Below are 22732 nucleotides of genomic sequence, written 5' to 3' on the forward strand. Positions count from 1 at the left end.
AGCCTATCGGTTGGGATTGGGTTTCTGACTGTTCCCTTTGCCGTGTACTTGATAGCTCTCGCATGGGTTGGTGTGTGAACGTACCTCGAACTGCCGCAACCCCCGTCATTGCGAGCCGCGAAGCGGCGCGGCAATCCAGATCGTTGTGCGCGAAGCTCTGGATTGCTTCGCTACGCTCGCAATGACAAGTTAGGCGTCTAGATGGCCTCCGAGAAACTTCCGTGTGTCTACATCATGGCGAGTGGGCGAAACGGAACGATTTACACGGGCGTTAACTCCGATCTGCCTAAACGAGCGTGGCAGCATCGTGAGGGGCTCGTCGAAGGGTTTGGCAAGAGATACGGCTGCAAGCGGCTCGTCTGGTTCGAACAACACGACACGATGGATGCCGCCATCTTGCGCGAGAAACAGATCAAGGCGGGTAATCGAAAGAAGAAACTCGCTCTGATCGAAGCCGACAACCCGATGTGGCGCGATTTGTTTGAGGATGTTGCACAGGGCTAGAATTCGCGTCATTGCGAGCCGCGAAGTGGCGCGGCGATCCAGAGCGTCGCGCGAAGCTCTGGATCGCTTCGCTGCGCTCGCAATGACGAGTGAGGAAATAAGAAATGAAACTAGGCCGAATGAACCACGTGGGATACGCCACCCCTTCTATTGAAGACTCCATCGCGCATTATCGCGACGTCATGGGCGCGACCACAATCCACAAGCCTTTCGATCTCGAAGCGCAGGGAGTGAAGGTCTGTTTCGTCGATACGCCAGGGGAGGACGGCACCGACGGCACCCAGATCGAGCTGATCGAACCGCTCGGCCCCGACAGCCCGCTCACCGGCTTCCTCGCCAAGAACCCGCTCGGCGGGCAGCATCATGTCTGCTTCGAAGTGCCCGATATCGAAGAGGCGCGCTCGGAGTTCGAGGAGATGGGCAAGCGCATCCTTGGTCCCACGCGCATCGGGGCGCACGGCACGCCCATCTTCTTCGTCCACCCCAAGGATATGCAGGGCATGCTGACCGAAATCATGGAAACGCCCAAGGACGACGCGCACTGGTCGAACTAGATACTTTTTCCCACTCCTTATCGTCACCCCCGCGCAGGCGGAGGTCCAGCTGACCTTTGTGTTCGGCCACCGGGCTTAGCTGGATTCCCGCCTTCGCGGGAATGACGAAGGTAGATTGGGCATTGCCAAGCTGCGCCAATCGCTCCACGAGTTGCAAAACGAAACCTCTGGGAGAGAACCGTGACCTTTGAACACATCCGCGTCGAAAACGATGGCCCCCTGACCACCATCACCTTGAACAAGCCGGATCGGCTCAACGCTATGGCACCGCAAATGGCGGACGAAATCGGGCAGGTCTTCTATGATCTGGGAGACGCGCGCGCAGTCCTGATTACGGGCGAGGGCAAGGGCTTTTGCTCGGGCGCGGACCTCGCGGCTCGCTCCACATCGGACAGTCCCAGCAATAGGGGCGGATCGCACCAGGCGCTCACTCAGCATTACAACCCCGCGATCAACCAGATCCTGCGCGCCGAAGTGCCGGTGATCTGCGCGGTCAACGGACCGGCTGCGGGTGTGGGCTGCTCGCTCGCTCTTGCGGCGGATTTCACCATCGCGGCGGAACGCGCCTATTTCCTGCAGGCTTTCGTCAATATCGGCCTTGTGCCCGATGGCGCTTCGACCTGGTTGCTCACGCGCGCGATCGGCCGCGCCCGCGCGACGCGCATGATGATGCTGGGGGAGAAGATTGGTGGCAAGCAGGCCGAGGAATGGGGCCTTATCTACAAATGCGTCGCCGACGAATTGTTGATGGACGAGGCCCGCGCACTTGCGGAGAAACTCGCCAACGGCCCCACGGTCGCGATCAAGCATATCAAGCGCAATATTGGTCTTGCGCTCGACGGCGGCGTGAGCGACGTGATGCTCGCCGAAGCCGAGGGCCAGCGTGTGGCCGGCGCCACGGCGGACGCGATGGAAGGCGGCATGGCCTTCCTGCAAAAGCGCAAGGCTGAGTTTAAGGGGGCGTAGTTCTCGCATCCGCTCGCCCTGAGTTTGTCGAAGGGCCGCACTTCCCTCTATCCGCACCGCAATAAAGAAGGGCAGGGCTTCGACAGGCTCAGCCCGAACGGGTATTGAGACAAAATGACCGACAAACCGACCCCCGCCGATTGGCAAGCGCTGGCCGACAAGGAATCCAAAGGCCGCGACCTCACGACGCAGACTCCGGAAGGATTCCCGATCAAGCCGCTCTACACGGCGGAAGATCACGCGGATTGGGACCCGGGTCTGCCCGGTTTCGCTCCATTCACGCGCGGCGTGAAGGCCAGCATGTATGCGGGGCGCCCGTGGACGATCCGGCAGTATGCGGGCTTCTCGACCGCCGAGGAATCGAACGCTTTTTATCGCCGCAATCTGGCCGCTGGGCAAAAGGGCCTCAGCGTCGCCTTCGATCTTGCCACCCACCGGGGCTACGATTCCGATCACCCGCGCGTTGTCGGCGATGTCGGCAAGGCGGGCGTAGCGATCGACACGGTGGCGGACATGGAAGTGCTGTTCGACCAAATCCCCTTGGACGCCATGAGCGTGTCGATGACAATGAACGGGGCGGTGATCCCGGTGATGGCCTTCTTCATCGTCGCGGGCGAGCGTCAGGGCGTGGCGGTCGAAAAGCTCTCCGGGACCATCCAGAACGACATTTTGAAAGAGTTCATGGTCCGCAACACCTATATCTATCCGCCTGAGCCGAGCATGCGGATCATTTCCGATATCATCGCATACACCTCGGCCAACATGCCAAAATTCAACAGTATTTCGATCAGCGGCTATCACATGCACGAGGCCGGAGCGACCGCGGTTCAGGAGCTGGCCTTCACAATTGCCGACGGCAAGGAATACGCCAAGCGCGCGATGGCGACTGGGCTCGATATCGACGCCTTTGCGGGCCGTCTGTCCTTCTTCTTCGGCATCGGCATGAACTTCTTCATGGAGATCGCCAAGCTGCGCGCTGCGCGAACGCTGTGGTACCGCGTGATGGACGATCTGGGCGCCAAAGCCGAACGCTCCAAGATGCTGCGGACCCACTGCCAGACCTCCGGCGTCTCGTTGCAGGAGCAGGACCCTTACAACAATGTCATCCGCACCACGATCGAGGCTTTGGCGGCGACACTGGGTGGGACACAGAGCCTGCACACAAACGCCCTAGACGAGGCCATAGCGCTACCGACCGACTTCTCTGCCCGCATTGCGCGCAACACGCAGCTGGTGTTGCAGGAAGAGAGCGGGATCACGCAGGTTGTCGATCCGCTGGGTGGCTCGCACTACATTGAAACGCTGACCGCGACGCTCTTCGAGGAGGCCGAAAAACTGATGGCCGAAGTCGAGGAAGCAGGCGGGATGACAGCGTATGTCGATTCAGGCGCGCCCAAGGCGGCGATCGAGCGCGCGGCGGCGGAAAAGCAGACCAGGGTCGATCGCGGCGAGACGGTGATTGTTGGCGTAAACAAGTACCAGTTGGCCGAAGAAGAGCTGATCGAGACCCTGGATATCGACAACGCGAAGGTTCGCAAGGATCAGATCGCGCGGATTGAGAGGGTGCGTGCGAACCGGGATGAGGCCGCATGCCGCGCCGCGCTCGCCGCGCTTACAGAAGGGTGCAAGACCGGGGGCAATGTCCTCGAACTGGCGGTGGGCGCCGCGCGTCAGGACGCGACTTTGGGTGAAATCTCCAGCGCCATGGAAGAGGTGTTCGGACGCCACAACGCAACGCCCAAGCCGGTCAGCGGCGTCTACAAGACCGCTTACGAGTTCGACCGGCGCTGGGAACAGGTCACCAACGGCGTCGACGCGGTCGAGCGTCGCCTGGGTCGCAAGCCCCGCATCATGATCGCCAAGATGGGTCAGGATGGCCATGATCGCGGCGCGAATGTCATCGCGAGCGCGTTTGGCGATATGGGTTTTGAAGTGGTCTCCGGTCCGTTGTTCCAGACGCCGGAAGAGGCTTGCGCAATGGCGCTTGAGAATAACGTCGACGTGGTTGGAGCGTCCAGCCTTGCGGCGGGCCACAAAACTCTGATCCCCGAGCTTATCCGCCTCCTAAAAGAAGCCGGTCGCGCTGACATCAAGGTTACGGCTGGCGGCGTGATCCCTCCTCAGGACTATGACTTCCTGCGCGAAGCGGGCGTCCAGGGTATTTACGGCCCGGGCTCCAACGTGGTCGAGTGCGCGGCGGATATCCTGACGCTGCTCGGCCACAACATGCCCCCACTCGAAAGCGTAATCGATGAGGCTGCGGAGTAGCTTCGCTCGTACCGTTCGTGCTGAGCTTGTCGAAGCACCGCTCTTCCTCCGAGCGACGGTCTTGAATTGAGAACGGCCCTCCGACAAGCTCAGGGCGAACGGAGTTGATGAGTTGACAGACCTTCCCCCCGAAACGCGCCCCGAAACGCTAGCCGTGCACGCCGGATGCGAGCCCGATCCGACCACCAATGCGCGGATCACGCCGATCTATCAGACCAGTTCTTACGTGTTCGACAGTGCGGAACATGCCGCGAACCTCTTCAGCCTAGCCGAGTTCGGTAACATCTATTCGCGCATCATGAACCCCACTAACGATGCGCTGGAGAAGAAGATCACCGCGCTCGAAGGCGGCGTTGGCGCTCTTGGCTGCGCTTCGGGCCATGCGGCGCAATTGCTCGCCTTTCACACCCTGATGGAGCCGGGCTGCAACATCGTCGCGGCCAAGAAGCTCTATGGCGGCTCGCTCAATCAGCTGGGTGAAGCGATCCAGAAATTCGGTTGGGAGGCGCGCTTTGTCGATGCCGATGATCCCGAGAATGTGCGCGCCGCGATGGATGACAAGACCCGCGTCGTCTTTATCGAAAGCCTCGCCAATCCCGGCGGTGTGGTCAGCGATATCGCCGCGATCGCTGAGGTTGCGCATGAGGGCGGGGTGCCGCTGATGGTCGACAACACCATGGCGACGCCGGCTTTGTGCCGTCCGTTCGAACACGGCGCGGATATTGTCGTCCACTCTGCGACCAAGTTCCTCAACGGCCACGGCAACGCCATTGGCGGGCTGCTGGTCGATAGCGGCCAATTCGATTGGAAGGCGCACGCTGACAAGTATCCCTCGCTAACCAAGCCCAATGGATCGTATCACGGAGCGGTGCTGGTTGACGCGCTGGAACCGGTTGGACCAATCGCCTTCATCATCGGAGCGCGCGTTCTAGGGATGCGCGATCTTGGACCGGCGATGGCGCCGATGAACGCGTTCCTCGCGCTGACGGGCATGGAGACGCTGCATCTGCGGATGGAGCGCCACTGCGCGAACGCTTTGGCGCTGGCCAAATGGTTGGTCGAACAACCGCAAGTGGCCTGGGTCAATTATGCTGGCCTGCGCGACAATCCCTATCATGAACTGGCGCACAAATATCTGGGTGGCCGCGCGGGATCGGTGTTCACCTTTGGCCTAAAGGGAGGCTACGAAGCGGGGGTGCGGCTTGTCTCAAACGTCAAGCTTTTCAGCCACCTGGCAAATATTGGTGACACCCGTTCATTGATCATCCATCCGGCCTCGACCACTCACAGCCAGCTTTCCGAGGAAGAGCTGCTGGCCGCGGGTGCGGGACCGGACGTGGTGCGTTTGTCGGTCGGCATAGAGCATATCGAGGATATCAAGGCGGACCTGGCGCAAGCTCTAGCTCAGATTGGGTAGGGACAGTCTGTGGCGTATCTGCTCCGCGCGATCGTCTTCTTCGGTTTTATGGCCTTGGGCCTGTGGGGCCTTGCGAGTCTTGCCACCCCATGGAACTGGGTTGCTTTGCTAGGGGCGTTTTTGATCGGAGGGTCGGGATCCATGATCGTGTTCAAGCGCCTGGCGACAGACAAACAGATCAAAGAGGATCTCGAAGCGCGCCGCCTTGAAGATTGAACCGTGGGTTTCGGCTTCGGCGTCAATGAACTGCTTCCCAAAGCACGCGGAGGAGGGCAGCTCAAAATGGGGCTCGTGCGCTTGCGCGAAGAGGAGTGGTTGCAGCCCAATCCCGATCTGGCCGGGCGACGAAAGGGTTTTGCCGAATGGCCAGAGGGTGTTCAGATTACGCCGCAGTCAGACGCGCCGGGCCGTGAACTGGCTGCAATGCTGGGTGTGCCGATTGCGTTCGATCAGGCGGCGCTGCCCCAAGTCGCTCATCACACGCACGAAGACCTTTGCTTGCTTACCCAGTCTACTTCGGGGGAACCTTATCGCCTGATTGGCGCGGCGGTCGCGTGGCCGACCGATTGGCATCCCAAGGACAAGTTGGGCCTTACCCTGCGCGCTCTTCACGCGCCGATTACGGGCTATGAAGAACAACTCGCGACGGGAGTAGACCGCTTTATGAGCACGCTAAGGCCGGGGCTCATCTTTGGCCGGTGCAACTGGTTCATCGCCCCAACGCCCGAGCGAAGATGGCTGGCCGAGGGCGACGCGCAAGACCAATTCGGTCACGTCACGCCCGAGAACGCGGGCGAAACTCTGTTCGTGCGGACCGAGCGGCAGACCCTGCGCCGCCTGCCCGAAACCGGCGCGATCCTGTTCACCATTGGCGTATATGTCGAACCGCTCGCTAATCTTACCGCCGAGAACGCACGCAAGCTTTCGCAGGCTGTGCAGACCCTGATCGACGGAGAAGGTGACCGGCGCGGTGCTCTGTCCTATGCAGCGGCATTGAACGAATTCGCTCACCAAAAGGTGCCAACATGCTGAATGCTTATGTGACACTTGTTCTGCTCGCGGCCGCCGGACAAGGGTCTTACGCGGTTCCTCCGGGCTCCGACTGGAACTGCGAAGACCCGACCAGCCAGCAGGAAATGAACTGGTGTGCGGCGCGCGAATATGAGGCGGCGGATCAAGCGCTGAATGAGCAGTGGTCGATCGTGCGGGCCAAGATGAAGGCGCGTGATGCGAGTTTTGAGAAGTACCAGCCCGATGGCGATGGAAGGCCCGGTCATTTTGAAAGCCTACTCGAAGCGCAGCGCGCTTGGCTGACCTATCGCGATGCACATTGCCGGGTTGATGGTTACTCCGTACGCGGCGGCTCGCTTGAACCTATGTTGGTTGCGCAGTGCAAAACCTCGCTCACCAAGGCCCGTACGCAGGAACTGATCGAGCTTGCAAACAGCCCCGACTGATCATCGCCCTTTGTTTCGACCGGACACCTGTGGTTGCCTGACATCAGCCAAGACGGCATAGGCACCCACAAACGTCAGAAGGTCCGGGAGAGCCCCCTTTGTTTTCGAAAATCCTGATTGCCAATCGCGGCGAGATTGCTTGCCGGGTTATCACGACCGCGCGCAAAATGGGTATCGCATGCGTGGCAGTGTACTCCGACGCCGATCGCAACGCGCCGTTTGTGCGGATGGCGGATGAGGCGGTGCATATTGGCCCCTCTCCAGCGGCGGAAAGTTACTTGCTTCCGGAAAAGATCATCGCCGCTTGCAAGGAGACAGGCGCCGAGGCGGTGCATCCGGGTTACGGCTTTCTGTCCGAGCGGGCGAGCTTCGTCGAGGCGCTGGAGGCCGAAGGCATCGCTTTCATCGGTCCGCCAGCCGGCGCCATTGCGGCCATGGGCGACAAGATCGAGTCAAAAAAGCTCGCGAAGGAGGCGGGCGTAAACGTCGTTCCCGGTTTCGTGGGCGAGATTCGCGACACCGAACACGCGGTCGAAATCGCTAACGACATCGGTTATCCGGTGATGATGAAGGCCAGCGCCGGGGGCGGTGGCAAAGGCATGCGCCTCGCCTACAGCGAAAACGATGTGCGCGAGGGCTTTGAGGCGACGAAACGCGAAGGGTTGAGTTCCTTCGGCGATGACCGGGTCTTCATTGAGAAGTTCATCGAGAACCCGCGCCATATCGAGATCCAGATCCTTGGCGATAAGCACGGGAGAGTCCTGTATTTGAACGAGCGCGAATGCTCGATCCAGCGGCGTCACCAGAAAGTGGTCGAGGAAGCTCCATCGCCCTTTGTGACCGAGCAGATGCGCAAGGCGATGGGCGAACAATGCGTGGCTCTGGCCAAGGCGGTGGATTACCATTCGGCGGGAACGGTCGAACTGATCGTGAGCGGCGCCGACAAGACCGGCGAAAGCTTCTACTTCCTGGAGATGAACACGCGGCTTCAGGTGGAGCATCCCGTCACCGAGGCGATCACGGGCATCGATCTGGTCGAACAGATGATCCGGGTGGCAGCGGGAGAGGAGCTTAGCCTGACCCAGGACGATATCGGCATTGATGGCTGGTCGATCGAAAACCGGGTCTACGCCGAAGATCCCTATCGCGGTTTCTTGCCGTCGACCGGCCGCTTGGTCGAGTACTCGCCTACCATTCCCGGCTTGACCGAGGATATCGAAGTCGCAGGCAAACCGCGCCGCGGCGTTGCTCATGGCGCGGGCAGTGTGCGTGTGGACGATGGTGTGTTCGAAGGCGGCGAGGTCTCGATTTATTACGACCCGATGATCGCCAAGCTGATTACCTGGGCGCCAACGCGCGAAGAGGCTGCGGACTTGCAAATCGAAGCGCTCGATGCGTTTCGGATCAAGGGTGTGGGCCACAATGTCGACTTCCTCTCGGCCATCATGCAGCATCGGCGTTTTCGTTCGGGCGAACTCACCACAGGCTTTATCGCTGAGGAGTATCCGGATGGGTTTGTCGGTGCTCCCATCAGTGAAGACTTCCAACGAAGGCTTGCCGCAATCTGCGCAGGCAACGAATTCACCTGGCAAAACCGCGCACGCAGGATCTCGGGACAACTTGATGGCGACGTCGGACAGAGCGGCGTCAATCGCGTGACCACCGACTGGATGGTCAAGATCGGGGACACGCGGCACGAAGTCTTTTTGGGAGAGGGTCACGCCGTGGTTGACGGGCATCGCATTGAGGGTGGCTGCGATTGGATGCCCGGTATGGTTGAGGCGAGCGCATGGCACGACGATGGTGAACGTTTCGGCCTGATCGTGGAACGCGATGGCGCGCACTGGGAGGTGACGACGCGGGGGGCAACCACCCGCGCTCTCGCGCTTCCGCTGAGCCTCAAAGAGCACGAAGGCCGGATGATCGAAAAGGAACCGCCCGACCTTTCCAAGATGCTGATTTGTCCGATGCCCGGCATGCTGGTCAAATTGCATGTTGGCGAAGGCGAAACGGTTCAGCCCGGTCAACCGCTAGCGACCGTTGAAGCGATGAAGATGGAGAACATCCTTCGCGCCGAGAAACAGGGGGTCATCGCCAAGATCAGAGCGGGTGAAGGCGAGAGCCTGGCCGTTGATGCGGTGATTCTCGAGCTCGACTAGAACCGAATGACGGGCCGACGGTTTGCAAGGTCTGATCGGCAGACAAGGCCCGCGTTAACACTTTTTGCGTAGAATGTTCCGAATTGATCCGCCGAAACGTCTAAGTGGCTGATTTTCATTATCGCCGGGAATATCGGTGGGCGAATCTGCACAATAGGGCTGGCTAATAATCTCCTAATCGATGACTATTCAGCATCGGAACCGAGTCGATTCGTAACTTCTCGGTGTCCGACAGCGGTCTTTGAGGAGGAATGGAAATGGCTAGAATCGGACGGGGTTATTTCGATCGCAAGGGTCAGTTTTTCCGCACCCCGCGCGAAGCAACGGCTAGCGATCTGGCCGCCTTGCTTGGGCAGATTGGTGATGGCGAAAGCTTGGCCCCCGGGATTGCGCACACATTGCTTGAACGTCGCTCGGATATTGAGGCGCTCTTTTCAGAGCACGACGCCATGATGGCTGAGGGAGCCGACGATTCTGTCATCACGCCGATCAAGGCGACCGTGGCCAACCTGCAAAGCCGCACGGCCAGCTAATTCCCCATTCGCGAAAGAACCTTTGATGCAAGCGCTTCGGGCGCTTGCTCATGGGTCTCGATCTCCAAATTGTAGTCGATATCCTTGTGCAGGCGGGCCTGTTGCTCTTGCGCCAACCCGATGATGCGGTCGCCGCGGTCGCGCTCTCGGCGATTGAGGATGTCCAGAGGCGCATCCACCTTGACCACAAGGCTGGGTACAGATCTCAGTTTCGAGCGATAGTCCTCGATCGTCTCGCGGTCGGCGACCTCATCAACCACGACGTTGAAGCCTCGCTTTGCCAGCCGTGCAACAAGATGACGCATTTCCTCAAGCAGCGCCGCGCCAGATCTCTCGGTGGTGATGCAGGGCAACCTCTTCGCGCCGCGAACCAATTCTACGATGGGGAACCAATCGCGTTCGAATTCCCGACCTTCCGGAAGCGTCGCGATAAAAGCGTCCATCGCGATGTGTAGCCAGGTTTCTTCCGCGCTTTTCTGGATTTGCCGCGCCAGCGTCGTTTTCCCGGCGCTGCTGACGCCGTTGAGGATTATGACGCGGCCGGTCATTCCTCGATCAGGGCGACCGCGCGGATCCAACCGGCGCTGGCGCGTTCGATCTTGACCGGGAAGCAGCTGAACATGAAGCCATGCGAAGGCAGGGTGGATAGGTTGGTAAGCTTCTCGATCTGGTAATAGGGGCGGATCCGGCCCGCCTTGTGCCCTTCCCAGATGATTGACGGGTCTCGCGTTTGCGCCCAGCGTCTGGCCGTATGGCTGAAAGGCGCGTCCCAACTCCACGCATCGGTGCCGACGACTTCGATCTCACGCTGGGTCAGCCACAAAGTGGCTTCCGCGCCAAGTCCAACGCCCTGATCGGTAAAGGCCTCGGTCCCGTAGACCGCGCCTGATTGGATAAGGACGATATCAAGGGGCTGAAGCTCGTAACCAATTGTTTCAAAAGCGCCTTCAAGCTCCGCCGCTGTGACCACATGACCGCTGGGCAAGTGGGAGAAGTCAAGCTTCACACCGGGGCGGAAGAACCGGTCAAGCGGGGCTTCATCGATGCTGGGCGCGGGCGATGCCCCGGAATGGGTTGTCGAGTGATAATGCCACGGCGCATCCATATGGGTGCCGTTATGCGTCGAAAGTTCCAGTGTCTCGACCGCCCAGCCTTCGCCGTCGGGCAGATCGTCTTTCTCCAGGCCCGGAAAGAACATCGCAATCTGCTCCCACGTGCTTTCGTGGGTCATATAGGTCACTCGGGGACGCATCACTTCGGGGTCGGATATCACGTCATTGGTGATCGGGATCGATAGATCGACAAAGCGGGTCATGCGCTCACCCTGGACCGGAGTTGCTGATCGAGGAAGTCGGCAACATCGCTGAGGATAACATCGTGCGCCACGTAGGCCTCGCCAATGGCGCGCAGCAACAGGAAGGGGAGGGTGCCCGCGTCCATCTTCTTGTCGTGGCGCATGTGCTCAACGAGCCGCGGCCCGTCGGACTTTAGCTCCAGCGCGCTTATCTCGGCGCGTAACCCCGCAACCGCGATACCTGCGGCAACGCGCTCGGCATCCTCGTCCGAAAGCTCGCCACGCCGCGCGGAATACCGCGCCGCCAGCACCATGCCGAGCGCGACCGCTTCGCCGTGCAAGAGCGTGTCGGAAAATCCTGTCTCCGCTTCCAGAGCGTGGCCGAAAGTATGGCCCAGATTTAGCAGAGCGCGGCGCCCGGACAATTCGCGTTCATCCGCGGCAACGATACGCGTTTTGGCCTCGACGCTTTTGGCGACCGCTTGATTGAGAGCCACCGGGTCGTGGCTGATCACCGCTGAGGCGTTGGCGGAGCACCAATCGAAGAATGCGGCGTCGCCAAGAATGCCGTATTTGATGACTTCGGCAAAACCCGCCTGCATCTCGCGTCTCGGCAAGGTTGCGAGCGCGCCCGTGTCCGCGAGTACAAGCGAGGGCTGGTGAAACGCCCCGATCAGGTTCTTTCCGCTCTTTGCATTTATGGCCGTCTTCCCACCCACCGAGCTGTCAACCTGGGCGAGAAGCGTCGTCGGCACCTGAATGAAGCCGCAGCCGCGCTTCAGGATGGCGCTGGCGAACCCAGTGAGGTCTCCGACAACGCCGCCGCCAAAGGCGATCACCTGATCGCCGCGTTCGACGCCCAGATTAAGCATCCAGTCGGTGAGTGCCTCCAGATTGCGCCAGCTTTTGGAGCCTTCGCCCGGTTCGACGGAGAAAAGCGCCACCTCCTTGTCCGCCCGGCCCAGGGCCTCCTTCAAGGTTTCTCCATGGTGCGCCCAGGCGTTGGCGTCGGCGACAACCGGAACTGTTGCCTTGCGCAGCCTCTTGCCAGCGTATTGCGGCAAGCGGGCAATCAGATTGGTGCCGATAACGACGTCGTAGCCGCGGCCGGCAAGATCGACACGGACCGTGCGAGCGTCACTCATGAAAGGTAATCCTCAATCCCCTTCAGGATCGCGTGCGCCGTATCCGAGTGGGGGCCGTCTCTGCTTTTCACTCGGACAGGCGCTTGGGAGTAGGCGGGGCTGCGTTCCTCAATCAGCCGTGAGAGGATTTCGTGAGGGTCGCCGGTTTTGAGAAGGGGGCGGTGGTTGCGGCGCGAGGTGCGCTCTACCAGCGTTTCGACATCGCAATCGATCCAAACGGCGATGCCCCGATCAAGAATAAGCGCACGCGTTTGCGGGTCGATGAAGGCCCCGCCGCCGGTTGCGATAACGCCGTGTTCTTCCTCCATCAGTCGGGCGATCACCCTTCGCTCACCGTCGCGAAAGTAAGCCTCGCCAAACTCGTCGAAGATTTCGGCTATCGAACGTCGAGCTGCGTCCTCGATGGCGTCATCGGCGTCGATGAAGTCGCGGCCCAAAAGCGCGGCGAGCCGCCGCCCGACCGTGGACTTTCCTGCGCCCATCAGTCCGACAAGCACGACCGGCTTGTGAATCCGCTTGGTCAGCCGTGCGATTTCCTGCGGTGAAGAGCATGTGTCGCCGTCAGGCTGTTTATGGCTCGTGTCAGTCATTGATGTGACGCCTATAGATGGGCTAGAGCCCGCGCAATATGCTCAAGGTGTCGCCCCGACCCAAATCGTCTTTTGCCTCAGGGCCGGTTGGCTCCCGGCGGCGCACAGGCGCTCGACGCAGCGTGATGCTGTTGGGCGCCGGTGGGGCGATGGCCTTGCTCGTTGCGGCGTATATCGATGGCGGCGAAGAGCCCATACACGCTATTGCCCAACCGCTTGCTGTACCGGATCAAGGGGCGTCCTCTTGATGCGTCGCGCTTTGCTGGCTGCTGGCGTTGCAGGAGCGATCGGGGGAGCGCTTGCAAGCGGCCTCGCAGTGGCGCAGCGCACACCGGAGTCGCTTTTGCCTCCCGGTTTCGATGACCCCGAGCCCACCGCCACCCCGACTCCCGCGCTGCCGACTGCGGCCCCTGTTTCCCCGCGGCCAGCGCGACCTGCGACCGCTCCGCCAGCGCCCGGTGACGCCACACTTCAAGGACCGATCACACTTCCTCCGGTATCCGAGTTAACCGATGAGGAACTGCGTAATCTTCCTAGTCTGGAAGAGCTCGAACAGCTCACGACCGATGAGCTGGACGATCTTTTTGGTCTGAAGCCAGAATACGACATTCCACCAGCCGCGCGTCGAACGCTTGCGCAGGTGGGGGTGATTGCGCCGGTCGAAGGCGGATTTTCAATCAGAAGTCTCGCCAAACAACCCCCCGCTTTGGTGCGCGCGGCTTTGGCTGGAACGCAGACGCCGCTGGTTTCGCGCTGGGGTCACATCCTCATGCGCCGCGCTGTCGCCAGCCGGTTGCAAGCGCCTGAGGGTATGGACCCGGTCGCGTTTGCGGCACTGCGCGCAGGCGCGCTCAATCGTCTGGGAGAATACGCGGTCGCGCGTGCGATAATACAGGACGTTGATACCGCAAATTGGACAGACGCGCTGGCGCAAGAGGCCCTTACCGCTTTCGTTGCCGAGGCGGACCCGGTTGGTCTTTGTCCTTATGTTCGTTTCCAGGGCACGCCTGACGTGGACGGGGATAAAGGTGTACAATGGACCATGATCAGCGCCATCTGCAACGCCTACGCAGGCGAGGGAGCGCTCGCTGGCTCCCAGCTGGACGCCGCGCTCAATAACGAGATAGCGCCCGCGATCGACATCTTGCTGGCGCGCCGCTTTGCCGGGGCCGCAGGGCGAGGGCAGCGAGCGGTTTCAATCGAGTGGGAGGGCGTGGAAGAGCTCAACCCATGGCGGTTTGCCTTGGCCAACGCGGTGGGCGAGCCGGTCCCCGAACCACTGCTTGCGGACACACCTTCCTATTACGCGCGAGCGGGGGCAGATGCGCCAATGGTCCCGCTCGCGCAGCGCGCTGACTACGCCGCCCGCGCAGGGGAGGAGGGAATCTTTTCTTCTCAGGCGCTGATTGACCTTTACAGCGAGATCTACAGCGATTCAGCGATCGGCGGGGTTGTTGGAGATCGCGCGCGCAGCCTGCGCCTGGCTTATCTTGCCTCTGAGCCGTCCGATCGGATCGATGCGATGCAAGACCTCTGGGGCGATACGCAGAGCGGCGATACCCATTGGGCGCAAGTCCTGACCGCCTATGCCTCGGCCCGCATACCCGCCTCACCCGACCACCGCGATCAAGCGGGTCAGCTGATCGCCTCTATGCTGTCGGCCGGACTCGATCGCGACGCTGCCAGCTGGCAGCCGGTGGTGTCGCAAGGGAGCCTGGGTTGGGCGCTCCTTGCGCTGGCTAATCCCGATGGCGGAGCGGCGTCGCGCGAGGGGTTGGACGCATTCTTCGATGCTGATCGGAGCGCGCAGGCCCGCAAGTCGCGCTTTCTGATCGCCGGATTGGCCGGGCTTGGACGGCTCCGCGCGCCCGATCGCGCCGACTTCGAAGACGAGCTGTCACTTGGTCTCGAACGTCAAACCCGCTGGGCGCGCATGATAGGCCGCGCGGCAGAGGTCGAAAACCCGGCTCTTGTGGCGCTGCTTGCCGGGCTCGGCATGCAAGGTGAGGATTGGTCTCAAATGACGCCTTTGCACCTCTACCGGATCACAGCGGCTTTGAACGACGTTGGGCTTGAGGCTTACGCGCGCATGATTGCGGCCGAGGCGGTCGCTCGGGCCTGACGCTGACGCGCGTATGTCCGCATCAACCGAGGCCTTTCTCGACATGTTAAGCGCCGAACGCGGCGCGGCTGCCAACACCTTGGCGGCGTATCGTCGCGATCTTGAAGGCGCTGAGGAGCTGATCGGAGATCTGGCATCGACGCCGCGATCGAGCGTCGCCAGCCTTGGCGAAAAATGGGCTCAGCTCGCGCCGTCTACGGTCGCACGCAAGGCTTCCGCGTTGCGGCAGTATTTCGGCTTTGCCGTTGATGAGGGGTGGCGCGGCGATGATCCATCCGGCGCGTTGCCCAATCCGCGCGCTCGCCGCCCTCTGCCAAAAGTCCTCAGTCATGAGTCCGTTGAGCAACTGTTCGAGCGCGCCGAACTGGAAGCGGGGTCCGGCCGGCCCGCAGCCGTGCGTTTGCTGGCCTTGCTTGAACTGCTTTACGGTTCCGGCCTGCGCGCAAGCGAGCTGGTGGCGCTTCCGATGGTCGCCTTGCCGCGCGACGCGCCGGTTATGACGATCGAAGGAAAGGGCGGGGCAAGCCGTATGGTGCCCGTGAGCGACCGCGCGCGCGAGGCGGTTGGCCGTTGGATTGATGCGCGACCTCAGCGACCGGCATCCCCCTTCCTTTTCCCTTCACCCTCTAAGAAGGGAGGAGTGGCAAGGCACCTCACGCGAGTACGCCTTTTCCAGATGCTCAAGGAACTCAGCGCGCGGGCCGGGCTCGATCCGGCGCAGGTCAGCCCGCATGTCCTGCGTCACGCGTTCGCCACGCATCTGCTTGAGGGTGGAGCGGATCTAAGGATGCTGCAAACGCTGCTTGGCCACGCCGACATCGCCACCACGCAGATCTACACTCACGTGGACGCGGCCCGCTTGGTCAAGCTCGTCAATTCGCGTCATCCCCTTGCGGCGTAAGCGGGTTCGCATTAGCGCGCTTGCATGATTTCCTATCTCGACTTCGAGAAACCGGTTGCCAGCCTGGAAGAGCGCATAGCCGAGCTTCGCACCGTCGATGCCGATGACAAGGTCGATGTTTCGGCCGAGATTGCGCGGCTTGAGGGCAAGAGCGCTGAACTGCTGGCAAGCACCTACGCCTCGCTCACGCCGTGGCAGAAAACGCAGGTCGCTCGCCATCCGGCGCGCCCTCATTTTCGCGACTTCGTGGCCCACGCCTTCGAGGATTTCGTCCCCTTGGGCGGTGATCGTACCTATGGCGATGACCTTGCCATCATGGGGGGATTTGCCCGCCTGAACGGTCGGCGCGTCGTCTTGATCGGGCACGAAAAGGGGCACGACACACAAAGCCGGATTCAGCACAATTTCGGAATGGGAAAGCCTGAGGGATACCGCAAGGCGATCCGGCTCATGGAGCTCGCCGGTCGTTTTGGGCTGCCGGTCGTTACCCTGGTCGATACGTCGGGGGCGTTTCCGGGCATTGAGGCGGAAGAGCGGGGCCAGGCCGAAGCGATCGCGCGCTCGACCGAAGCGTGCCTTTCCCTGCCTGTGCCAATGGTCGCCGCGATCGTGGGCGAGGGAGGATCGGGCGGCGCGGTCGCGCTCGCCAGTGCAGAACGTGTCCTGATGTTTGAACACGCGGTCTACTCGGTGATCTCGCCCGAGGGGTGCGCATCGATCCTATGGCGGACAGCGGACAAGGCGCCCGAGGCGGCCGAAGCGATGAAGGTTACGGCGCAGCACTTGAAGCGGCTGAAGGTCATCGACCGGATCGTCAAGGAACCGGTTGGCGGGGCACATAGAGATCCGGAAGCGGCGAGCAAGACGCTCGGTAAGGCGCTGAGCGAAGAGCTTGGCGCTTTGTCCCGGAAATCGAGCGCGGAGCTGATACGCATGCGAGAGGAGCGCTTCTTGCAATTGGGGGGCTAGGCCGCGGTAGCGGGGAACTGCCCCGACATGCGCTTTGCTCACTTGAGCGATCCTATCTCGGAACCATGCGAGCGCTTGGCGCGAATAGAGGCGAGGCAACGATGAGAGGGAGTGCACTTATGCGTCTGAAACGTCGGACATTCTTGGTTGGCGCGGCGACGCCGCTGGCGCTGGGTTTGAGTGGGTGTCTGGGAGCCGGAGCGCCTATCCCCTCCGCGTCCACACCGATCACGCCCGCCGAGGCGCAGCAAGGCGCGGATTACCACCCGCAATTGCTGGCTCAGTTTGGCGGCGAGATGCGCGGGCCGCTGGCAAATTACGTCGAGCGTATTGGCCTTGATATGGCCGCGCAATCGCAACTTGGTGGCGCGCGCCAAAGCTTCAACGTCTCGCTCTTGAACAGCTCGGTAAGCAACGCCTTTGCCGTGCCCGGAGGCTACATTTACACAACGCGTCAATTGGTGGCCCTGATGAACAACGAAGCCGAACTCGCGGCTGTTCTGGGGCACGAAGTCGGGCACGTGGTTGCCCGGCATTCGGCCAGACGCCAGCGCAGCGCGCAGCGCAACCAGGTGCTTGGCGGCCTGGGAGCTGTTCTCTCGACCGTTCTTCTCGGCGACAGTCAGGTGGGAGACCTGCTGGCGCGGGGCGCAATGCAAGCACCGCAATTCATTACGCTTGCCTATTCTCGCGAGCAGGAGGAAGAGGCCGATCGTCTTGGGATCGACTACCTCAGCCGAGGCAATTACGATCCGAACGCGATGGCGAGCCTGCTTCAGCGCCTCGCCCGGCAGGTCGAACTGGACGCGCGTATTCAGGGTCGCGAAGACGCGCGGCCTCCGGTTTGGGCAAGCACGCACCCCGATCCAGTTGACCGCGTGCGGCTTGCCACGCGCTACGCTACGGGAAAGCCTGGGCGGATTCAGAACCGAGACGCCTTCCTCGCGGCAATCGATGGTATGATCTATGGCGATGATCCCGAGCAGGGGATCATAAAGGGCTACCGCTTCATTCACCCCAACCTGGGCTTCTCTTTCAGTGCCCCACAGGGTTTTTACATGCTCAACTCAAGCCGCGCGGTAAGTATAAATCCCAATGGAAATGGTGGGCAGACCGGCCAGGCTCAACTGACAGCAGCGCGTTACTCCGGAGATCTCGAAGCGTATGTTCGCGAACAGTTTCGAGCCTTTGACAGCCAAAACAACGCGCTCGCTCCGCAGGAGTTCAGCCGCACGCGCGTAAACGGCCTCAACGCGGCCTATGGGAGCGCGCGCGTTCGGAGCGGAAACAGTCAGGTTGATCTTGTCATATTCGCCTACGAATTTGGCCGCGATCGTGCGTTTCACTTTGCAGCGCTCGCGCCCGCGGGCCGAATCGGTCCGTTTAATCCCATGTTTCAATCGATGCGGCGGATATCGGATCAGGAGGCGAGCGCCGTTGTGCCCTTGCGAATCGATGTTGTGACTGTTCAGCGCGGGGACACCGTGAGCGGATTGGCGCGCCGCATGGCGTTCAGCGACAATCAGGAGGCGCGTTTTCGTGTTCTGAACGGGCTTGGATCGGGCAACACGCTTCGTGCCGGGCAGAAGGTGAAGCTGATTGTGCGCCGAAGGTGACGCGATGCCAAAGCAAGATTCAAGACGCGCAAACAAAAAGCGGCGGGGAAACCCCGCCGCTTTCCGTTTCTTGTCCACCTTGAAGGTGAACCTGGCTCTCGACCAATTAGGTCGGGCAGTTAGACTGATCGTCAAGGCAATCCGAAACGCCCGTGAAGGTCGTGTCAAGCGAGTTGCCGAGGCTCTGCATGGCGGTGATCGCCGCAACGGCGATAAGCGCCGCGATGAGGCCGTATTCGATGGCGGTGGCGCCCTGCTCGTCGCGAGCAAGCTTGTTGATGAAGTTCATGTTCAGTCTCCTGGTTTGGTCTTCGGTACCCGTGCTCGCACGGCTAACCCTTGCGAACATTTGTAGAGATACGGGGCAGCTCTTGAAAAATTCCTAATCCGCAACCTTTCAAAAAGCTTAATTGCCCTGCATCACTTCGGTCGTTTTTGCCTCGACGCGATTCCATTGTTCCGAGTTTGCGTTGGCGACTGCCTGCAACCCTCCGACCATTGCAATCACGATGAGGCTTATGATCAGTCCGTACTCCACGGCGGTTGCGCCCCGGCTGTCGCTTCCAATGCGCGTTAGGAATTTCGTCAAAACCATGGGAACACCCGTTTGTTACGTTTACTGACGCGCTCTGAATCGGCTCTGCGCCTTAAGAAAGTGTTGAAAGGGCTCTCCATGTTGGAAAAAAAACCGACATGATTGCGAACGGATTGCTGGTGGTTGCGGGCGCGTTGCAGCGGGCAGACGCCCGATGGCTGATGCATCAAAGGCCTGTCGAAAAGCACCATGGCGGCCTATGGGAATTCCCGGGGGGCAAGGTTGAACCCTCTGAAATTCCACGCGAAGCGCTGTGTCGCGAATTGGCTGAGGAACTGGGAATCCTCGTGGCGGCGGAGGATTGCGCGCCTCTCTTTTTCGCCGAAGAGAGATCTGATGGGGCGAATCCGGCGATTGTCATCCTGCTTTACAAGATTACGCGCTGGCGGGGCGAGCCGCGCGCGCTCGAAGGGGAGGCAATCGACTGGTTTGGCGCCGCTGGCGTGTCCAAACTTGCAAAGCCACCGCTCGATTCTGAACTTGCGGCAAGGCTGTTTGGCCAATGACCGCGCGCTCCTCAAGCCGTCCATTTCCCTTGGCCGCTAGCTACTTCGATCCCTGTCACTTATCTTGCATCTTTACGCATTCAGGGATTGCCAAGCGTGCCGCGCCCACTTATGAGCCGCCGCTCACGCGCGCCAGTAGCTCAGCTGGATAGAGTACCTGACTACGAATCAGGCGGTCGGAGGTTCGAATCCTTCCTGGCGCGCCAAGAAAGCCCATCCCTTCGGGGGTGGGCTTTTTTGGTGGGTCAAAGGTAAGGAGGCGGGCTTTCGAAGTCGCAGCGTAGCGGAGACGACGAGAGAGCGAAGCGAGCGAGGCAATCCCTCCTGGCGCGCCAAAAAAGGGGATTGGCCTTGCAGGATCAGTGCCCTTTTTGGCTTCCACCCTCAGCCGGTCGATTCCGGCGTCGCGCAAATCTCATGATTTCAGGGGGATGCAATTTCTCTTTAACACCCTACATATCGCAGCGGGCGGCCATCGACACACCGCAATCGTAAATAGAGCCCCGGGACACAACGACGCAAACAGCGTGGAACCCGATGAAGCTTAAGCGATTTTTACCATAGGGATCACGTCGAACACCTGGGAGGGGGGACTCGCACCATGTCACTCCCCGCATGATAGAAAGACCACAGCTAATGAACTACATTCACGAACACGACGAGTTTGATCCTGACAATCCGCTCAACAAGCCCGACGTTCCTGAGGACGTTCAGGAGGCCGTGCGAACACTCATCCGTTGGGCCGGAGACGACCCGACCCGTGAGGGTTTGGTAGATACTCCCAAAAGGGTCGGGAGAGCCTGGCTAGAGTTCTGCCGAGGCAATCAGGAAGATCCGGCAATGCACCTAGCTCGCCAGTTCGAAGAGGTGGGCGGATATGAAGAGATTGTGATGCTCAAGGACATTACGTTCAGCTCGCATTGCGAGCACCACATGGTCCCGATTACAGGCGTCGCGCACATTGCCTACCTGCCCGATAAGAAGATCGTTGGTGTGTCCAAGCTGGCGCGCGTTCTGCACGGTTACGCCAACCGTCTGCAGGTGCAGGAACGTCTCACAGCTGAGGTTGCCGATTGCATCTGGACTCACCTCGAGCCGCGCGGTGTCGCGGTTGTCATCGAAGCGGCGCACGGTTGCATGACCGGTCGCGGTGTCAAGGTGCCGGATGTAAAGATGGTGACCAGCCGCATGATGGGTTGCTTTCTTGACGACCATCGCAGCCGCAAAGAAGTGATGAGCCTTATGGGCTACTAAAAGCCAACGCCCCTTGCGCAAGTTGCTCAAGGGGCGCTAGCTTTCTGAGTGTTGGTGGAAGGGATGCACCGGCAGGATTGCCTATTCAAGAGCAGGAGTGTGCTGATGTCCCCTAGAAGAGTTCTTTCGAGTGCTGCGCTTGCAGTGTTGCCTTTTTCTCTCGCCGCGTGCGGCGGTGAACCGGCGGCGGAAGGCGAAGCTCCCGCGCCAGCAGCCGATGACCCTCCAGTGATTGAGCAGCGGCAAGAGAACTTCGAGACAATCGGCGACTCGTTCAAGGCGATCCGCACACAGCTTGAAGGCGACAGTCCGGACATGACCGTCATCACCGAAGCCGCTACGGACTTGAACGCGGCTGCGCTGAAGGTGGAAGGCTTTTTTCCCGAAGGCACTTCGGTCGATGATGGTTATGACACCGAAGCGCTCGCCGCGATCTGGGAAAAGCCAGAGCAATTCGCCGAAGCGCATCAGAGACTTGTCGATGCGAGCGCTGAGATGATCACCATCGCCCAGGGTGGCGACGCGGTCGCGGTGGCAGATCAAGTGGGCGTCGTTGGCGGCTCGTGCAAGAACTGCCATGACAACTTCCGCCTCGACACCGACTGAGACCCAAGCGGGTACGGAGGAAACCACCGATCCGGGCGGGCCCGGCTTCGTAACAGACCCTTCGGTGCGCGTGTGGGATCTGCCGCTAAGGCTCACCCACTGGAGCTTTGCTTTGCTGGTACCAGCGCTCTGGTGGTCGGCCGAGAATTCGCAGTGGGCCTTGCACAAGCGATTCGGAATTGCGCTCCTTGGGCTGCTCGTGTTCCGCCTCCTATGGGGCTTTCTGGGCACCCGCACCGCGCGCTTTCGATCCTTTGTTAAGGGACCGGGAGCCGTCCTGGCCTACGTAACCGGTCGAGCGGGTGCGGCAGCCGACAAGATCGGCCACAACCCATTAGGGGCGCTGAGCGTGCTTGGCTTGCTTGCGGTGATGATGGTGCAGGTTGGCTCAGGCCTGTTTGCCGGCGATCCGTTCGACGGGGCCACCGGCCCTCTCAACCCTCTGGTCGGTGTTGCGACCGCCGACGCGCTCACCGAATGGCACGAATGGTTCTATTGGGTCGTCCTCGGATTCGTGGCGCTGCATTTAAGCGCGATCACCTTTTACGCGGTCGTGAGGCAAAACGATTTGGTGAGCCCAATGCTCTCGGGGCGAAAGCTGTTGAAGGGACGGGAGGAAGAGAACGAACAGACCTCATGGGTCCGGTTCCTTGTTTCAGGGGCGCTGGCTGCCGCTCTGGCCCTGTGGGTAGCCCTCGGTGCGCCCGGCCTCAGCTGACACGGCCCGATCCGCGCACTTGATCGCGCCTCCGATTGCCGCGACAGCGCTTCCATGACTTCGACCAATCACAAAGTGGTGCTGAGCGCCCAGCAACTCGTTGACTTCTTTGCCGAGGCCTTTCCGGGGCATGAGCAAGACCCCGAGCAGTTCGCGGTCATCGAACCGGGTTTCGTCCGAATTCGCCAACGTCCGCAGACCGCCCAGCTGCGTCCTGGCGGAATTGTTTCAGGCCCGACGCAGATGGCGCTGGCCGACCGCGCCGCATATGCGGTGATTCTGGCGCATATCGGGATCGTCCCGATGGCAGTGACGAGCAATCTCAATATGAGCTTTCTGCGCGGTGTGCGAGCGGAGGACTTCTTTGCCGATGCTTACCTCATCAAACTCGGACGGCGTCTCGCGACGGTCGATGTGAGGTTGTGGCAAGACGACGAGAGCGTGCCGGTTGCGCAGTCTACGGTCACTTACGCGCTTCCTGATGGCTGAAGGCCACAAGAAAAGGGCGCCTTGATCGGGCGCCCTCTCCTCGGTCACGGAAGGCCGAAAGGCCGAATG

25 protein-coding genes and 1 tRNA gene are annotated in these 22732 nt (G+C 60.9%); 20 read left to right on the forward strand and 6 right to left on the reverse strand.

The window, feature by feature from the left end; all coding sequences use genetic code 11:
• The first annotated feature begins 201 nt into the window (after positions 1-201).
• The 10 genes from QNI87_RS02345 (at position 202) to QNI87_RS02390 (ending at position 9858) form a co-directional block, all read left to right on the forward strand.
• Positions 202-504, forward strand: a complete 303-nt coding sequence (locus QNI87_RS02345; RefSeq protein ID WP_300593421.1) for a GIY-YIG nuclease family protein — start codon at positions 202-204, stop codon at positions 502-504.
• 104 nt (positions 505-608) lie between these two features.
• The gene (mce, locus tag QNI87_RS02350; protein ID WP_300593423.1) at positions 609-1058 is read left to right on the forward strand and encodes a methylmalonyl-CoA epimerase; all 450 of its coding nucleotides are present in this window, start codon (positions 609-611) and stop codon (positions 1056-1058) included.
• A gap of 180 nt (positions 1059-1238) precedes the next feature.
• Entirely contained in the window at positions 1239-2024 is a 786-nt protein-coding gene (locus QNI87_RS02355) for an enoyl-CoA hydratase-related protein (protein WP_300593425.1), read from the forward strand.
• Positions 2025-2138: 114 nt separating this feature from the next.
• Positions 2139-4292, forward strand: coding sequence for a methylmalonyl-CoA mutase (scpA, locus tag QNI87_RS02360; protein WP_300593427.1), 2154 nt, complete (start codon positions 2139-2141; stop codon positions 4290-4292).
• A 112-nt stretch (positions 4293-4404) separates the two neighbouring features.
• Positions 4405-5709, forward strand: coding sequence for an O-acetylhomoserine aminocarboxypropyltransferase (locus QNI87_RS02365; protein ID WP_300593430.1), 1305 nt, complete (start codon positions 4405-4407; stop codon positions 5707-5709).
• Positions 5710-5718: 9 nt separating this feature from the next.
• On the forward strand, positions 5719-5925 hold the full coding sequence (locus QNI87_RS02370) for a hypothetical protein (RefSeq protein ID WP_300593433.1): 207 nt from the start codon (positions 5719-5721) through the stop codon (positions 5923-5925).
• A gap of 3 nt (positions 5926-5928) precedes the next feature.
• Positions 5929-6741 (forward strand): heme-dependent oxidative N-demethylase subunit alpha family protein, encoded by an 813-nt coding sequence (locus QNI87_RS02375; RefSeq protein WP_300593436.1) that lies wholly within the window; start codon positions 5929-5931, stop codon positions 6739-6741.
• Positions 6735-7166 carry a lysozyme inhibitor LprI family protein gene (locus tag QNI87_RS02380; protein ID WP_300593438.1) on the forward strand — a complete coding sequence of 144 codons (432 nt, stop codon included), beginning with the start codon at positions 6735-6737 and terminating at the stop codon, positions 7164-7166. Before QNI87_RS02375 ends, QNI87_RS02380 begins: the two co-directional genes overlap by 7 nt.
• 98 nt (positions 7167-7264) lie before the next feature.
• Positions 7265-9325 carry an acetyl/propionyl/methylcrotonyl-CoA carboxylase subunit alpha gene (locus QNI87_RS02385; protein ID WP_300593441.1) on the forward strand — a complete coding sequence of 687 codons (2061 nt, stop codon included), beginning with the start codon at positions 7265-7267 and terminating at the stop codon, positions 9323-9325.
• A 257-nt stretch (positions 9326-9582) separates the two neighbouring features.
• Complete coding sequence (locus tag QNI87_RS02390) at positions 9583-9858, forward strand: hypothetical protein (protein ID WP_300593445.1); 276 nt, start codon at positions 9583-9585, stop codon at positions 9856-9858.
• On the opposite strand, the gene QNI87_RS02395 is transcribed toward QNI87_RS02390, so the two are convergent.
• Genes QNI87_RS02395 through QNI87_RS02410 form a run of 4 tightly spaced genes read right to left on the reverse strand, consistent with a single transcriptional unit; the run spans position 9855 to position 12887 of the window.
• Positions 9855-10406 carry an AAA family ATPase gene (locus tag QNI87_RS02395; RefSeq protein WP_300593448.1) on the reverse strand — a complete coding sequence of 184 codons (552 nt, stop codon included), beginning with the start codon at positions 10404-10406 and terminating at the stop codon, positions 9855-9857. The genes QNI87_RS02390 and QNI87_RS02395 overlap by 4 nt on opposite strands.
• Positions 10403-11173, reverse strand: coding sequence for a cyclase family protein (locus QNI87_RS02400; protein ID WP_300593451.1), 771 nt, complete (start codon positions 11171-11173; stop codon positions 10403-10405). Before QNI87_RS02400 ends, QNI87_RS02395 begins: the two co-directional genes overlap by 4 nt.
• Positions 11170-12297 (reverse strand): 3-dehydroquinate synthase, encoded by a 1128-nt coding sequence (aroB, locus tag QNI87_RS02405; protein WP_300593454.1) that lies wholly within the window; start codon positions 12295-12297, stop codon positions 11170-11172. The genes QNI87_RS02400 and aroB overlap by 4 nt, the downstream gene beginning before the upstream one ends.
• Entirely contained in the window at positions 12294-12887 is a 594-nt protein-coding gene (locus tag QNI87_RS02410; RefSeq protein ID WP_300593457.1) for a shikimate kinase, read from the reverse strand. The genes aroB and QNI87_RS02410 overlap by 4 nt, the downstream gene beginning before the upstream one ends.
• Positions 12888-13134: 247 nt before the next feature.
• Here QNI87_RS02410 and QNI87_RS02415 point away from each other — a divergent pair, with 247 nt between their 5' ends.
• The 4 genes from QNI87_RS02415 (at position 13135) to QNI87_RS02430 (ending at position 18495) form a co-directional block, all read left to right on the forward strand.
• A complete protein-coding gene (locus QNI87_RS02415; RefSeq protein WP_300593460.1) occupies positions 13135-15009 on the forward strand; it encodes a hypothetical protein in 1875 nt (624 codons plus the stop codon).
• 13 nt (positions 15010-15022) lie between these two features.
• A complete protein-coding gene (locus QNI87_RS02420) occupies positions 15023-15910 on the forward strand; it encodes a tyrosine recombinase (RefSeq protein WP_300593463.1) in 888 nt (295 codons plus the stop codon).
• A 24-nt stretch (positions 15911-15934) separates the two neighbouring features.
• Entirely contained in the window at positions 15935-16879 is a 945-nt protein-coding gene (locus QNI87_RS02425) for an acetyl-CoA carboxylase carboxyltransferase subunit alpha (RefSeq protein ID WP_300593465.1), read from the forward strand.
• A gap of 119 nt (positions 16880-16998) precedes the next feature.
• Positions 16999-18495: a M48 family metalloprotease gene (locus QNI87_RS02430; protein ID WP_300593467.1), complete on the forward strand. Its 1497-nt coding sequence runs from the start codon at positions 16999-17001 to the stop codon at positions 18493-18495.
• Positions 18496-18601: 106 nt separating this feature from the next.
• On the opposite strand, the gene QNI87_RS02435 is transcribed toward QNI87_RS02430, so the two are convergent.
• Positions 18602-18784, reverse strand: coding sequence for a Flp family type IVb pilin (locus QNI87_RS02435; protein WP_300593469.1), 183 nt, complete (start codon positions 18782-18784; stop codon positions 18602-18604).
• 117 nt (positions 18785-18901) lie between these two features.
• A complete protein-coding gene (locus QNI87_RS02440; protein ID WP_300593472.1) occupies positions 18902-19090 on the reverse strand; it encodes a Flp family type IVb pilin in 189 nt (62 codons plus the stop codon).
• 98 nt (positions 19091-19188) lie between these two features.
• On the opposite strand from QNI87_RS02440, the gene QNI87_RS02445 reads away from it, so the two are divergent.
• From QNI87_RS02445 to QNI87_RS02470, 6 genes are all read left to right on the forward strand, one after another.
• Positions 19189-19596, forward strand: a complete 408-nt coding sequence (locus tag QNI87_RS02445) for a (deoxy)nucleoside triphosphate pyrophosphohydrolase (RefSeq protein ID WP_300593475.1) — start codon at positions 19189-19191, stop codon at positions 19594-19596.
• 129 nt (positions 19597-19725) lie between these two features.
• Positions 19726-19802, forward strand: a tRNA-Arg gene (locus tag QNI87_RS02450).
• Positions 19803-20232: 430 nt separating this feature from the next.
• The gene (gene folE / locus QNI87_RS02455; RefSeq protein WP_300593478.1) at positions 20233-20850 is read left to right on the forward strand and encodes a GTP cyclohydrolase I FolE; all 618 of its coding nucleotides are present in this window, start codon (positions 20233-20235) and stop codon (positions 20848-20850) included.
• Between the two features lie 105 nt (positions 20851-20955).
• Positions 20956-21456 carry a cytochrome c gene (locus QNI87_RS02460; protein ID WP_300593480.1) on the forward strand — a complete coding sequence of 167 codons (501 nt, stop codon included), beginning with the start codon at positions 20956-20958 and terminating at the stop codon, positions 21454-21456.
• Complete coding sequence (locus QNI87_RS02465) at positions 21428-22174, forward strand: cytochrome b/b6 domain-containing protein (protein ID WP_300593483.1); 747 nt, start codon at positions 21428-21430, stop codon at positions 22172-22174. Before QNI87_RS02460 ends, QNI87_RS02465 begins: the two co-directional genes overlap by 29 nt.
• A gap of 54 nt (positions 22175-22228) precedes the next feature.
• Positions 22229-22663, forward strand: a complete 435-nt coding sequence (locus QNI87_RS02470; RefSeq protein ID WP_300593486.1) for a PaaI family thioesterase — start codon at positions 22229-22231, stop codon at positions 22661-22663.
• Positions 22664-22732 lie beyond the last annotated feature (69 nt).

Source organism: Erythrobacter sp. (genome assembly GCF_030066995.1).
Taxonomy (GTDB): domain Bacteria; phylum Pseudomonadota; class Alphaproteobacteria; order Sphingomonadales; family Sphingomonadaceae; genus Erythrobacter.